Here is a 13,344-nt window from a genome sequence, read left to right on the forward strand (position 1 = left end):
CCCGGTCACCGCTCCGGGCGCCGAGGCGGCGATGGCCCTGGTGGGGGCCGCGCGTCGGCTCGGGGTCACCGCGAAGGCCCGCGAGGTCCGGGGCGGCGACCGGGTGGTGATCCGGGACGGGGAGGCGATCGGTGTCCTCCTCGCCCGGATGGGCGCCTCCGCCACCAGGGACATCTGGGAGGAGCGACGGTCCCGCGGGGAGGTCCGGGCGACCGCCAACCGGCTCGCCAACTTCGACGACGCGAATCTCCGCAGATCGGCCCGTGCCGCGGTCGCGGCGGCCGCCCGCGTCCAGCGTGCGCTCGAAATCCTGGCCGAGGACGTCCCGGACCACCTGTTGGCCGCGGGTGAGCTGCGCGTCCAACACCGTCAGTCCTCGCTCGAGGAACTGGGCCAGCTCGCCGACCCACCCATGACCAAGGACGCGGTGGCCGGCCGGATTCGCCGACTGCTGTCCATGGCCGACCGCAAAGCAGCCGATCTGGGTATCCCGGACACCGAGTCCGTCGTGACCGAGGACATGCTCGACGAAGACTGATCCGTGGTCTGCGGACCCTGCACAGCCCCCACATGGGGCGGGTAGTCTGGGTCACGTCCCCGGGCACCACCCAGCCCTCAGGGGTATTTTTCTCGCACCACCTATAAGGAGACATCACGTGACCGTGCGCGTAGGCATCAACGGATTCGGACGTATCGGCCGCAACTTCTACCGCGCGGTGGAGGCACTGAAGGCCGAGGGCAAGACGGATATCGAGATCGTGGCCGTCAACGACCTCACCACGAACGACATGCTCGCTCACCTGCTCAAGTACGACTCGATCCTCGGCCGCCTGGGCAAGGACGTCACGTTCGACGACTCGTCGATCACCGTCGGTGGGACCAAGATCGGCGCCCTCGCGGTCAAGGAGGGCCCCGCGTCCGTGCCGTGGGGTGACTACGGTGTCGACGTCGTCGTCGAGTCCACCGGCATCTTCACCGACGCCGTGAAGGCCAAGGGCCACCTCGAGGGTGGCGCCAAGAAGGTCATCATCTCGGCGCCGGCCAAGAACGAGGACATCACCATCGTCATGGGCGTCAACGACCACGAGTACGACGGCTCGCAGACGATCATCTCCAACGCCTCCTGCACCACCAACTGCCTCGCGCCGGTCGCCAAGATCCTCTCCGACGAGTTCGGGATCATCAAGGGCCTCATGACCACGATCCACGCCTACACCCAGGATCAGAACCTGCAGGACGCCCCCCACAGCGACATGCGTCGCGCCCGCGCCGCCGGCATCAACATGGTGCCCACCTCCACCGGTGCCGCCAAGGCGGTCGCTTTGGTCCTGCCCGAGCTCAAGGGCAAGTTCGACGGTTACGCCGTGCGCGTCCCGCTGCCCACCGGTTCGCTCACCGACCTCACGGTCGAGCTCGAGAAGAAGGCCTCCGTCGACGAGGTCAACGCCGCGATCAAGGCCGCGGCCGAGGGCCCCATGAAGGGCATCCTGAAGTACACCGAGGACCCCATCGTCTCCTCCGACATCGTCGGCGACCCGCACTCCTCGATCTTCGACGCGCCGCTGACCAAGGCCATCGACGGCCAGATCAAGATCGCGTCCTGGTACGACAACGAGTGGGGCTACTCCAACCGCCTCGCCGACATCATCGGCCTGGTCGGCAAGTCGCTGTAAGAGCCCTCGGGCCTGACGACCCTGCATCACACCGGGCCCGGTCCGGGAACGCCCAGAGCGTCCCGGCCGGGCCCGAGGTACATCACCCGCACCACCGATGTCGACCCACACCACCCGCACCACACCACCACCGTCCTCCCGACAGGAGCCCCACCCCATGGCAGTGAGCACTCTCCAGGACCTGCTCGACGCCGGCGTCGAAGGTCGCAAGATCCTCGTCCGCTGCGACCTCAACGTCCCGCTCGACGGATCGACCATCACCGACTCCGGCCGGATCACGGCCTCACTGCCCACCCTCAACTCCCTCCTCGACGCCGGCGCCGCACTGGTGATCACAGCGCACCTGGGCCGGCCGAAGGGTGCGGCCGATCCCGCGTTCTCGTTGGCCCCCGTCGCGGAGAAGCTGGGAGACGAGCTGGGCCGTTACGTGCAGCTGGCGGGCGACGTGGTGGGGCCGGATGCCCGTGAGCGCGCCAACGGGCTGACCGACGGCGACGTGCTGTTGGTCGAGAACATCCGCTTCGACCCCCGTGAGACCAGCAAGGACCCCGCCGAGCGTGCTGCTCTGGCCGCCGAGCTGGCGAGCCTCGTGGGGGAGGACGGCGCCTTCGTGTCCAACGGGTTCGGGGTGGTCCACCGCGCCCAGGCGTCGGTCTACGACATCGCCGAGGTGCTCCCCGCCTACGCCGGTGACCTGGTCCAGAGTGAGGTCGAGGTCCTCGCCGGTCTGACCGGGGACGCCGAGCGCCCCTACGCCGTGGTGCTCGGCGGCTCCAAGGTCTCGGACAAGCTCGCCGTGATCGAGGCCCTCGCCCCCAAGGTCGACACCCTGGTCATCGGCGGCGGTATGTGCTTCACCTTCCTCGCCGCACAGGGCCACGGCGTCGGGTCCTCGCTCCTCCAGGAGGAGATGATCGGCACCTGCAAGGACCTGCTCGACAAGTTCGGCGACGTGATCACCCTGCCGGTCGACGTCGTGGCGGCCGACGGGTTCGCCGCCGACGCGGCGCACACCACGGTGCCGGCCGACGCGATTCCCGACGGCCGGATGGGGCTCGATATCGGTCCCGAGTCCGTGGCCCTGTTCACCGAGAAGCTGTCCGCCGCCAAGACCGTCTTCTGGAACGGCCCGATGGGCGTCTTCGAGTTCGAGGCGTTCTCGGCCGGTACCCGTGGCGTCGCCGAGGCGATCATCACGGCCACCCGCAACGGTGCGTTCTCGGTGGTGGGCGGCGGCGACTCCGCGGCAGCCGTCCGGACGCTCGGGCTCGGCGAGGAGAACTTCTCGCACATCTCGACCGGCGGCGGAGCGTCGCTCGAGTACCTCGAGGGCAAGGAACTCCCGGGGGTCACCGCCCTCGAACGCAGCAACAACTGATCCGCACGCGCCGACCCACAGGAGACGACATGGCACGCACCCCGCTCATCGCCGGAAACTGGAAGATGAACCTCAACCACCTCGAGGCGATCGCTCTCGTGCAGAAGGTGGCGTTCGCACTGCCCGAGAAGTACCTCGAGAAGGTGGAGGTGGCGTTCATCCCTCCGTACACCGACATCCGCGGTGTACAGATCGTGATCGAGGGGGACAAGCTCGGCTTCGCCTACGGAGCGCAGGACGTGTCGGTCCACGAGTCCGGTGCGTACACCGGTGAGATCTCGGCGGGGATGCTCGCCAAACTGGGGTGCACCTATGTCGTGGTCGGCCACTCCGAGCGTCGCGAATACCATTCGGAGACCGACGAGCTGGTCGCCGCCAAGGCCGCGGCGTGCCACAAGCACGGCCTCAGCCCGATCGTCTGCGTGGGGGAGAAGCTCGAGACCCGCGAGGCCGGCGACCACGTGGGGTTCGTCGTCGAGCAGCTCAAGGGATCCCTCGCGGGTCTGGACAAGGGACAACTGGCCTCCACCGTGATCGCCTACGAGCCCGTGTGGGCCATCGGCACGGGGAAGACCGCCTCGGCGGCGGATGCGCAGGAGGTCTGCGCCGCGATCCGCGCGGCCCTCACCGAGCTGGCCGGACCCGAGATCGCGGATCAGATGCGGGTCCTGTACGGCGGGAGCGTCAACTCCTCCACCATCGGCGAGCTGCTCGAGCAGCCCGACGTCGACGGTGGTCTCGTGGGCGGGTCCTCGCTCAAGCCCGACGAGTTCGCCCAGCTCTCGGCCATCGCCGCCGGCGGTCCACTGCCCTGAGTCGACAGGCCCGGCGTGGCCGCCCCGACACGGGCGGGCGCGCCGGGATTCGCCCTGGAGACCTCACCGGGTAGTCTGGACCAGTCGTCCTCCGACCACCCCGACCTGACGTAAGGCCCGATCCGCACATGAAGCTCGCCCTGGACATCTTCCTCGTCGCCACCAGCCTGCTGTTGATGCTGTTCATCCTGCTGCACCGCGGCAAGGGGGGCGGACTGTCCTCGCTGTTCGGCGGTGGCGTCCAGTCCAGCCTCTCCGGGTCCAGTGTCGTGGAGCGCAACCTCGACCGCGTGACCGTGGTCGTCGCGATCCTGTGGCTCATCGCCATCGTCGCCGTCGGACTCCTGGTCCGGTTCGGCTGACCGTCTGACCGCCTGACCGTCTGACCGGCTGACCGTCGCGCCGCCCGGCGCGTCGACACGGGGTGCGCACCTCCGCGAGGAGGGGCGCACCCCGTCGTCGTGGACACCCGGTTGTCGGTGGCCGAGAGACGGGTCCCCGGTGACCAGGGTGCCCGCGGATCAGTTCAGTGCGGACGCCGCGCCCACGTCGAGGTGGTAGGTCGTGGACTCGGTGCCCACCGCGCCGGCCACCGGCCAGTCCGACGGTGAGGCCCCGCCGATTCCCTCGGCGACCGCCTCCGCCTTGCCCTCACCTGCGGCCACCACCAGGATGTGCCGCGAGCGACGAACCGCCGGGAGGGTGAACGTCAGCCGCTCCGGAGGCGGCTTGGGGCAGTCGCGGACCCCCACGACCAACCGCTCCGTCTCGGCGACCGCCGGCGTGTGGGGGAAGATGGAGTCGATGTGGCCCTCCGGGCCCATCCCGAGGATGGTCACGTCGAAGATCGGATCGTCCCCGGCGGGGATCGTCAGTGACTCGAGGAAGCGCTCGGCGGCGGAGTCGACATCGCTGTCCTGCCCGGTTCTCGCGGGCCAGCGATGCACTGTCGGACGGTCCCCCAGGGAGTCGAGCAGTGCCTCGTCCAGCTGGCCGTCGTTGCGTTCCGGGTGATCGGCGGGAACGAAGCGTTCGTCGCCGAAGAAGATCGTGACCTTCTCCCATTCCACGGTCGAGTCGGCGAGCGCGGCGGCGGTCTTGACCCCCACCGAGCCCCCGGTCAGCGACAGACTCGCCCGTCCGGCGGCGGCGATCCGTTCGGTCAGATGCTCCACCGCGTCCCGGGCGGCCGCGGTGGCGAGCGCGTCGGGGTCGGCGTGGACGAGATGACGGATGTGGGACATCGGTCCTCCTGTGGTGTCGGGTCTCGGTCGTCCGGTACGTGGGCGGCCCCGCTCAGCGGACGGAGGCCGAGGTGTAGATCACGCGATCGTGGTTCGCGAGTGCGTCGGCGTACACACCGTCTGTGTCCATGCGGCGCAGCTCCTCGGCGAGGCAGTCCGCCACGCTCCGTTTCACCAACGTCACCCGTGTGGGGGAGTGACCGGTGATCCGCAGCTCCGCGGAGGTGGGGCTCACCTGCTCGATGACGATCGATCCGGAGGCACGCTCCAGGACGACCATCCTCGGCCCCACCGCGCGATGGACGTCGATCCCGAGACGGGAGGCGAGCCACCCACCGGCGAGGTCCACGGACGCGGCCCGTTCGGGGCCGCACACCGTGGCGCCGGTGATCGTCTCGAACGGCGGCCGGTCCAGCGTGGCCGCCAGCAGGGAACGCCAGTGCGTGACCCGGGCCCAGGCGAGATCGGTGTCACCCGGGGAGTATCCGGCCGCCCGCTTGGCCAGTGCGTCCGTGGGGTGGCCCTCGGCGTCGGAGTCCACGATCCGGCGACGCGCGAGTCGGCCCACCTTGTCCTCGGACAGCAGTGTCGGCGAATGCCTGGGCCACCACACCGCGAGAGGGGTGTCGGGGAGGAGCAGCGGGGTGACCAACGAGGCGGACTGCGACGCCATCGCCCCCGAGGTCCGCAGGACCACGACCTCGGCCGCCCCCGCATCGCCACCGACCCGGATCTGACCGTCGAGCCGGTCCGCCCTGGCACGGTTGCCGCGGATCACCACGATCACGCGGCACGGGTGCTCCCGGCTGGCCTCGTTGGCCGCCTCGATCGCGGATTCGCTGCCGCGGACGTGGTCGGTGAGGACGATCAGCGTCAGCACCCGGCCGATGGTGCTCAGGCCCGCGTCCTCGCGGATCTGCACGAGCTTCTTGGAGATCTCGCGGGTCGAGGTGTCGGGCAGGTCGATGATCACGGTCGCCTCCATGCGCGGCCACTGCGGGCCAGGATCTCGTCGGCACCACGCGGGCCCCACGTCCCGGCCTGGTACTGCTCCGGGGTGCCGCCGGCCGACCACTCGTCGAGGACGGGATCGAGCAACATCCAGCTCAACTCCACCTCGCGCGAGACGGGGAAGAGTGACGGCTCGCCGAGCAACACGTCCAGGATCAACCGCTCGTAGGCCTCGGGCGAGGACTCGGTGAACGCCTCGCCGTAGGCGAAGTCCATGTTGACGTCGCGGACCTCCATCGCGGTCCCGGGCACCTTGGACCCGAACCGCAGCGTGACGCCCTCGTCCGGCTGGACGCGGATCACCAGGGCGTTCTGACCCAGTTCCTGGGTCATGGTCGCGTCGAAGGGCAGGTGCGGCGCGCGTCGGAAGACCACCGCGATCTCGGTGACACGACGGCCCAGCCGTTTGCCGGTGCGCAGATAGAACGGGACCCCGGCCCAGCGTCGGTTGTGGACCTCGAGGGTGATCGCGGCGTAGGTCTCGGTGGTGGAGGACGGGTCGTACCCGTCCTCGTCCTTGAGCCCCACGACCTGCTCGGACCCCTGCCACCCACCGGAGTACTGACCCCGGGCCGCGGTCTCGGAGATCGGCAGCGCCAGTGAGGTGGACTCGAGGACCTTGGTCTTCTCCGCCCGCAGCGCGGCGGCCGAGAAGTCCGTGGGTTCCTCCATCGCCACCAGTGCCATGAGCTGGATGAGGTGGTTCTGGATGACGTCGCGCGCCGCCCCGATGCCGTCGTAGTAGCCGGCGCGGCCGCCCAGACCGATGTCCTCGGCCATGGTGATCTGCACGTGGTCGACGTGATTGGCGTTCCACACCGGCTCGAAGAGCTGGTTGGCGAAGCGCAGGGCGAGGATGTTCTGGACCGTCTCCTTGCCCAGGTAGTGGTCGATGCGGAACACCGAGTCCTCGGGGAAGACGGCACCCACCACGGCGTTGAGCTCGCGGGCACTCGCCAGATCGTGACCGAAGGGCTTCTCGATCACCACGCGGCGCCACGATCCGTCGACCGCCCTGGTGCATCCGGTCCGGTCGAGGTGCCGACAGACCGTGGGGAAGTCGTCCGGGGGGACGGACAGGTAGAACGCGTAGTTCCCGGCCGTGCCCCGGTCGACCTCCAGAGCCGTCAGCTGCTCCGCCAGGTGGTCGAAGCCCTCGTCGTCGTCGAAGGTCCCGGTGACGAACCGCAGTCCCGCCGCCAGTTGTTCCCAGACGTCCTCCCGGAACGGGGTACGGCACCGTTCCCGGGCGTGTTCACGGGCGAACTCGGCGAACTCGGAGTGGGTCCACCGGCGTCGACCGAAGCCGATGAGGGAGAAGCCCGGGGGGAGCAGACCCCGGTTCGCGAGGTCGTAGACGGCGGGGATGAGCTTCTTCTTGGACAGGTCGCCGGTGACGCCGAAGATGACGAGCCCGGACGGGCCGGCGATCCGTGGCAGCCGCCGGTCCCGCGGATCGCGGAGCGGGTTGGCCGACCCCTCCGGTCCGCCGACGGGGTCGCCGACGGCCGGGGAGGGCCGACTGTCCGGGTCGGTCACGACCCCGAGGGGATCTCGTCGATACGCGAGGTCACCGTGGCGATGAGGTCGTCCCACGCGCTGACGAACTTGCTCACGCCCTGCTGCTCGAGCAGCGTGAAGACCTCGTCGAGGTCGATCCCCTCCGCACGCAGCGCCTCGAGGGTCTCACGCGAGTCCCCACCGGTGCCCCGGACGGTGTCCCCCTCGAGGACGCCGTGGTCCGCGAACGCCTCCATGGTCGCGAACGGCATGGTGTTGACGGTGCCGTGGGTGACCAGGCCGCTCACGTACATGGTGTCGGGGTAGGCGGGGTCCTTGACGCCGGTGGACGCCCAGAGCAGCCGCTGGGGACGGGCACCCCGGGCGGCGAGGTCACCGAAACGACCGGAGGTGTCGTAGACCTCGTCGTAGACGTCCTGACACAGCCGCGCGTTGGCCAGCCCCGCCCTGCCACGCAGGTCGGAGTCCGCCGGCAGACGGGAGTCGATCTCGGTGTCGAGTCGGCTGACGAACACCGAGGCCACGGAATGGATGCGGGAGAGGTCGTGACCGGCCTCCGCAGCCCGCTCCAGTCCCGCCAGGTACGCCTCCGCGACCGCGCGGTACTGGTCGGCCGAGAAGATGAGGGTCACGTTGACATCGATCCCCCGGCCGATCACCTCCGTGATGGCGGGGAGCCCGGCGGACGTCGCCGGGATCTTGATCATGAGGTTGGGCCGGTCGACGACCGCGGAGAGCTCGACGGCCTGGGCCACCGTCCCCTCCGTGTCGTCCGCCAGCCGGGGATCGACCTCGAGTGAGACGCGTCCGTCGACGCCGTCGGTGGCCTCGAACACGTCGGCCAGGACCGCACAGGCGTCCCGTACGTCCGCGGTGGTGAGCGCGCGGACGACGGAATCGACGTCCCTGTCCGCACGGACGGCCTCGGCGAGCGCCGACTCGTAGGCCGACGAGTCGCCCAGAGCGGCCTGGAAGATCGCGGGGTTGGTGGTGACCCCCACGACCGAGTAGGTGGACATCCGCTCCTCGAGCTCACCGGAGGTGAGCAGCTGGCGGGACAGGTCGTCGAGCCAGACCGAGACACCGGCGGCGCTCAGTGCGGCGAGATTGGCGTTGGTCATGATGCCTCCCCGTTGACGGCCGCGAGGGATTCGCGGGCTGCGGCGACCACGGCGTCGCCGGTGATTCCGAACTCGGAGTACAGGGTCTGGTACGGGGCGGACGCACCGAAGTGCTCCAGTGACACCGCCCGACCCGCGTCGCCGAGGAAGCGATACCACGGCATCGCGATCCCGGCCTCGACACTCACCCGGGCTCGGACCGACCGGGGGAGGACCGACTCGCGGTACTCCGGATCCTGCTGGTCGAAGAACTCGACACACGGCATCGACACCACCCGGGTCGGCACGCCCTCGGCCTCGAGGACCTCTCGCGCCTCGACCGCCAGGTGGACCTCGGAACCGGTACCCATCAGGATCACCTCGGGGGATCCGGTCGACGCCTCGGCCAGCACGTAGCCACCACGCTCGACGCCCTCGCGCGCCGACTCGGCCGTGCCCTCCAGGACAGGGATGTCCTGACGGGTCAGACACAGCCCCTTGGGGCCGTCGAGGGCGATGAGCATCGCGCGCCACGCCGCCGCCGTCTCATTGGCGTCCGCCGGCCGCAGTACGGACAGGCCGGGGATGGCCCGCAGCGCCGCGAGCTGCTCGACCGGCTGGTGGGTGGGACCGTCCTCGCCGAGACCGATCGAGTCGTGGGTCCACACGTAGTAGGCGTTGCTGCCCTGGAGGGCCGCGAGCCGGACGGCCGGGCGCATGTACTCGCTGAAGATGAGGAAGGTCCCGCCGTAGGGCCGGGTGGGACCGTGCAGCGCGATCCCGTTGAGGATCGCTCCCATGGCGTGCTCGCGGACGCCGAAGTGCAGGTTGCGCCCGTACGGGGACGCCGTCCACATCCCGGTCGAGATCGACGGGGGGCCGAAGGAGTCGGCGCCCTCGATCTGGGTGTTGTTGGACCCCGCCAGGTCCGCCGACCCACCCCACAGCTCGGGGAGGGTCCCGGCGAGTGCCTGGATGGCCTTGGCGGAGGCCTTGCGGGTGGCGACACCCTTGGGGTCGGCCTCCCAACTCGGGAGCCCGGCGTCCCAGCCCTCGGGCAACTGGCCGGAGTAGAGGCGGTCGAAGAGGCTCTTCGCCTCGGGGTTGGCCTCGGCCCACGCGTGGAACATGTCGCTCCACTGCGCGTGGACACGGGCGCCACGGTCGCGTGCCGCGCGGGTGTGGGCGATCACCTCGTCGTCCACGGTGAACGGCTCGGTGCCGCCCATGCCGAGCGCCTCCTTGACCGCGTCCACCTCGGCCTGCCCGAGCGCCGAACCGTGCGAGGCCCCCGTGTTCATCTTGGTGGGGGCGGGGTAGGCGATCACCGTGCGAAGGACGATCATCGAGGGCTTGTCCGTGACGGCGCGCGCGTCGGCGATCGCCTCCTCGATGGCCTCGATGTCCTCACCCCCGTCGACGGTCTGGACGTGCCAGCCGTAGGCCTCGTAGCGGGCGGCCACGTCCTCGGTGAAGGCGATCTGGGTGTCGTCCTCGATCGAGATCTTGTTGTCGTCGTAGACCGCGATGAGGTTCCCGAGCTGCTGGGTCCCCGCGAGCGAGCAGGCCTCGGCGGTCACGCCCTCCTGCACGTCCCCGTCCGAGGCGACGACGTAGATGAAGTGGTCGAACGGGCTCTTCCCGGCGGGTGCCTCCGGATCGAACAGCCCCCGCTCGTACCGGGCGGCCATGGCCATACCCACCGCGGACGCCAGCCCCTGGCCGAGCGGCCCGGTGGTGATCTCCACCCCGTCGGTGTGGTTCCACTCGGGATGACCCGGGGTCTTGGATCCCCAGGTGCGCAGCGCCTTGAGATCCTCGAGCTCCAGCCCGAATCCGGCGAGGTAGAGCTGGACGTACTGGGTGAGGGAGGAGTGGCCGCAGGACAGGACGAAACGGTCACGCCCCACCCACTTCGGGTCCGACGGGTCATGTCGCATCACCCGCTGGTAGAGCGTGTAGGCCAGGGGCGCCAGGCTCATGGCGGTGCCCGGGTGACCGCTGCCGCAGTTCTGCACGGCCTCGGCGGCCAGGACACGAGCGGTGTCGACCGCCCGGGTGTCCAGTTCGGTCCAGTCGGACGGGTGGCGGGCGGTGGTGAGCTCGGTGATCTCCGACGCGCTGGTCACTTGTGGTTCTCCCGGGTCGAGGGTGCGGCGCGGATCCGCGCGTATGTCGTGGACCACCTTAGTGGTCACCGGCGACCGGGGTCGGACCGTCCCCGCCCCCGCTCTTTCGCGGAGCGTGCAGGGGGGACGTAGTATCGGCCGGGTAGTGCGTTGACATCTGCTGCGAGGAGTTCCGGTGCACGATTCCACCCCGACCCGGAGTGGGGGGCCGTCCGTCTCCCCTCCAGAGTCCTCGGGGCGGCCGGCTCCGGCGAGCGGGCGCGCCCGCGTAGTCGACGTCGTCATGTCGTACATCGCCCTCACCAAGCCGCGCGTCATCGAGTTGCTCCTGGTGGCCGCCATCCCCGCGATGCTGCAGGCCGACCGCGGGCAGGTCCACCTCGGTCTGGTGCTGCTGACGCTGGTCGGTGGCTGGCTCGGCGCCGCCAGCGCCAACACCCTCAACATGGTCGTCGACGCCGACATCGACAAGGTCATGAAGCGGACCGAACGGCGCCCCCTGGCCCGCCACGCCGTGACCCCCCGGGCCGCGCTGGTCTTCGGCCTGGTGCTCGGCGCGGCCAGCATGCTGTGGCTGGGGCTCCTGGCACAGAGCTGGCTCGCCGCCCTGTTCATCCTGCTGACGATCTGCTTCTACGTCTTCGTCTACACGATGATCCTCAAGCGCCGCACCGCCCAGAACGTGGTGTGGGGTGGCGCCGCCGGGTGTATGCCCGTGCTCGTCTCGTGGGCGGTCATCACAGACCACCTACCCGAGGGTCAACCGAGCAACTGGTGGCAGGCGATCGTCCTGTTCCTCATCATCTTCTTCTGGACTCCGCCCCACACCTGGGCCCTGGCCATGCGGTACAAGGAGGACTATAAGGCCGCCGGAGTACCGATGTTGCCGGTGGTCATGTCGGCGGAGGGCGTCACCCGCCGCATCACCCTCTACACCTGGGCAACGGTCCTGTGCACCTTCGTGCTCATCCCGGCGGCGGGGTGGATCTACGCGGCGGGCGCGATCGGCTTCGGAGTGTGGTTCATCGTCATGGCCCACCGCCTCGAGGCCGGTGTGCGCCGAGGTGTCGAGGTCAAGCCCCTCAAGCTGTTCATCCTGTCGAACAACTACCTGGCCGCGGTGTTCGTGGCCCTGTCGATCGACGCCGTTCTCGGCCTCGAGACCCTGTCGGGGGCGTTCTCCCTGTTCTGATCGGTCACCTCGAGGGGTCGAGCGTGATCGACCCCGTGGTGCGCCGGGACTGCAACGCACGGTGCGCCTGTGCCGCGTCGGTGAGTCCGAAGGTCGCCCCGACGTCGAGGACCAGCGACCCGTCGACCAGCCCCTCCATCACCTCGGCCGCACGGTCGCGGTACTCCTCGGTCGTCGCGATGAAGTCGCCGAGCTTGGGCCGGGTCAGGAACACCGATCCGGCCGCGTTGAGCCGCTGCGGGTCCACCGGTGGCACGGGTCCGCTCGCCGCACCGAACAACACCAGCGTGCCGCGCCGCTCGAGCGAGGCCAGACTGGTGTCGAAGGTGTCCCGCCCGACTCCGTCGAACACCACCTCCACCCCGCCGCCGGACAGCTCGCGGACCCTCTCGGGCGTCGCCTCCGGATAGAGCAGGACCTGATGCGCGCCCAGCTCCCTGCAGATCTGCGCCTTCGACTCAGTCGAGGTGGTGGTGATGACCCGGTATCCACGGGCGACCGCCATCTGTATGAGGAGCTGCCCCACCCCTCCGGCGCCCGCGGTGATCAGGACCGTGTCCCCGCCGTGCGCACGATGGGTGTCGGTGATGAGGTAGTGCGCGGTGAGCCCCTGGAGGAGCATCGACGCGGCGACGCTGTCGGACACCCCGTCGGGGACGGTGACCAGGGACTCCGCCGGGGCGACCACGTACTGCGCGTACGAACCGGGCGCCTGGCACCATGCCACCCGGTCCCCGGTCACGAGGTCGGGCGTGCCCGCCCCCACCGCTTCGACGACCCCGGCGCCCTCGCTGCCCGGGATATACGGCAACGCGGTCTGATAGACGCCCTCGCGGAAGTAGGTGTCGATGTAGTTGACGCCGATGGAGGTGGTCCGGACGAGGACCTCTCCGGGCCCCGGCGTGGGAGAGTCGACCTCCACGGACTCGAGGACGTCGGGGCCACCGTGTTCTGAGATCCGGACTGCACGCATGGACTCAGTATCCGCCACGCCCCGCGCTCCCGCAGCCCGATATCGCCGGGTCTGGTGGCGGCACCCCGGGAGCGGCGGGCAGGCGGGGAGACCGGAGGCGATAAGGTACCCCCATGAGCCTGCAGATCCTTTCCCAGTACGCCGGGGGACCGCGAGTCCGGGCGACCGGTCGGCCCGCCGTCACCACCAGCGGGTCCGGTGCCGTGTCGGAATCCGATCAGGCGCCCGCCGCCGTCGACGAGGTGGCCGGCGGAGGCGAGACCGCGGCACCGGTGGACGAGGCCGCCACCCCGGCCGTTCCCGACACC

The 13,344-nt window shown here is 69.9% G+C and carries 13 protein-coding genes; 7 read left to right on the forward strand and 6 right to left on the reverse strand.

Going from position 1 to position 13,344, the window contains the following annotated elements:
- From whiA to secG, 5 genes are all read left to right on the forward strand, one after another.
- Positions 1-538: DNA-binding protein WhiA (gene whiA / locus G6022_RS03430; protein ID WP_182691008.1), on the forward strand; the 538-nt coding region annotated here is incomplete at its 5' end.
- A gap of 118 nt (positions 539-656) precedes the next feature.
- A complete protein-coding gene (gene gap / locus G6022_RS03435) occupies positions 657-1,673 on the forward strand; it encodes a type I glyceraldehyde-3-phosphate dehydrogenase (RefSeq protein ID WP_182610296.1) in 1,017 nt (338 codons plus the stop codon).
- A gap of 157 nt (positions 1,674-1,830) precedes the next feature.
- Entirely contained in the window at positions 1,831-3,051 is a 1,221-nt protein-coding gene (locus G6022_RS03440; RefSeq protein ID WP_182610297.1) for a phosphoglycerate kinase, read from the forward strand.
- Positions 3,052-3,080: 29 nt separating this feature from the next.
- Complete coding sequence (gene tpiA / locus G6022_RS03445; RefSeq protein WP_182638418.1) at positions 3,081-3,866, forward strand: triose-phosphate isomerase; 786 nt, start codon at positions 3,081-3,083, stop codon at positions 3,864-3,866.
- 128 nt (positions 3,867-3,994) lie between these two features.
- Positions 3,995-4,228 carry a preprotein translocase subunit SecG gene (secG, locus tag G6022_RS03450; RefSeq protein ID WP_107747569.1) on the forward strand — a complete coding sequence of 78 codons (234 nt, stop codon included), beginning with the start codon at positions 3,995-3,997 and terminating at the stop codon, positions 4,226-4,228.
- Between the two features lie 159 nt (positions 4,229-4,387).
- On the opposite strand, the gene pgl is transcribed toward secG, so the two are convergent.
- The 5 genes from pgl to tkt all read right to left on the reverse strand — a co-directional run bounded on the left by pgl (position 4,388) and on the right by tkt (position 10,871).
- The gene (gene pgl / locus G6022_RS03455; RefSeq protein WP_182610299.1) at positions 4,388-5,110 is read right to left on the reverse strand and encodes a 6-phosphogluconolactonase; all 723 of its coding nucleotides are present in this window, start codon (positions 5,108-5,110) and stop codon (positions 4,388-4,390) included.
- 52 nt (positions 5,111-5,162) lie between these two features.
- Complete coding sequence (locus G6022_RS03460) at positions 5,163-6,095, reverse strand: glucose-6-phosphate dehydrogenase assembly protein OpcA (RefSeq protein ID WP_179525326.1); 933 nt, start codon at positions 6,093-6,095, stop codon at positions 5,163-5,165.
- Positions 6,080-7,561: a glucose-6-phosphate dehydrogenase gene (gene zwf, locus G6022_RS03465; RefSeq protein WP_187700801.1), complete on the reverse strand. Its 1,482-nt coding sequence runs from the start codon at positions 7,559-7,561 to the stop codon at positions 6,080-6,082. The genes G6022_RS03460 and zwf overlap by 16 nt, the downstream gene beginning before the upstream one ends.
- A 95-nt stretch (positions 7,562-7,656) precedes the next feature.
- A complete protein-coding gene (tal, locus tag G6022_RS03470) occupies positions 7,657-8,763 on the reverse strand; it encodes a transaldolase (RefSeq protein WP_182610301.1) in 1,107 nt (368 codons plus the stop codon).
- Entirely contained in the window at positions 8,760-10,871 is a 2,112-nt protein-coding gene (gene tkt / locus G6022_RS03475) for a transketolase (protein WP_182638419.1), read from the reverse strand. Before tkt ends, tal begins: the two co-directional genes overlap by 4 nt.
- A 175-nt stretch (positions 10,872-11,046) precedes the next feature.
- Between tkt and G6022_RS03480 the strand changes: the two genes are divergently transcribed.
- Positions 11,047-12,063, forward strand: coding sequence for a heme o synthase (locus G6022_RS03480; protein WP_304812668.1), 1,017 nt, complete (start codon positions 11,047-11,049; stop codon positions 12,061-12,063).
- A 4-nt stretch (positions 12,064-12,067) separates the two neighbouring features.
- Here the strand turns inward: G6022_RS03480 and G6022_RS03485 are convergent, their stop codons facing one another.
- Positions 12,068-13,036 (reverse strand): quinone oxidoreductase, encoded by a 969-nt coding sequence (locus G6022_RS03485; RefSeq protein ID WP_182638421.1) that lies wholly within the window; start codon positions 13,034-13,036, stop codon positions 12,068-12,070.
- 113 nt (positions 13,037-13,149) lie between these two features.
- Between G6022_RS03485 and G6022_RS03490 the strand changes: the two genes are divergently transcribed.
- Positions 13,150-13,344, forward strand: a 195-nt coding sequence (locus G6022_RS03490) for a hypothetical protein (protein ID WP_182691009.1), incomplete at its 3' end; no start/stop codon positions are given.

This window comes from Dietzia sp. Cai40, from assembly GCF_014145165.1.
GTDB classification, from domain to species: Bacteria; Actinomycetota; Actinomycetes; order Mycobacteriales; family Mycobacteriaceae; genus Dietzia; species Dietzia natronolimnaea.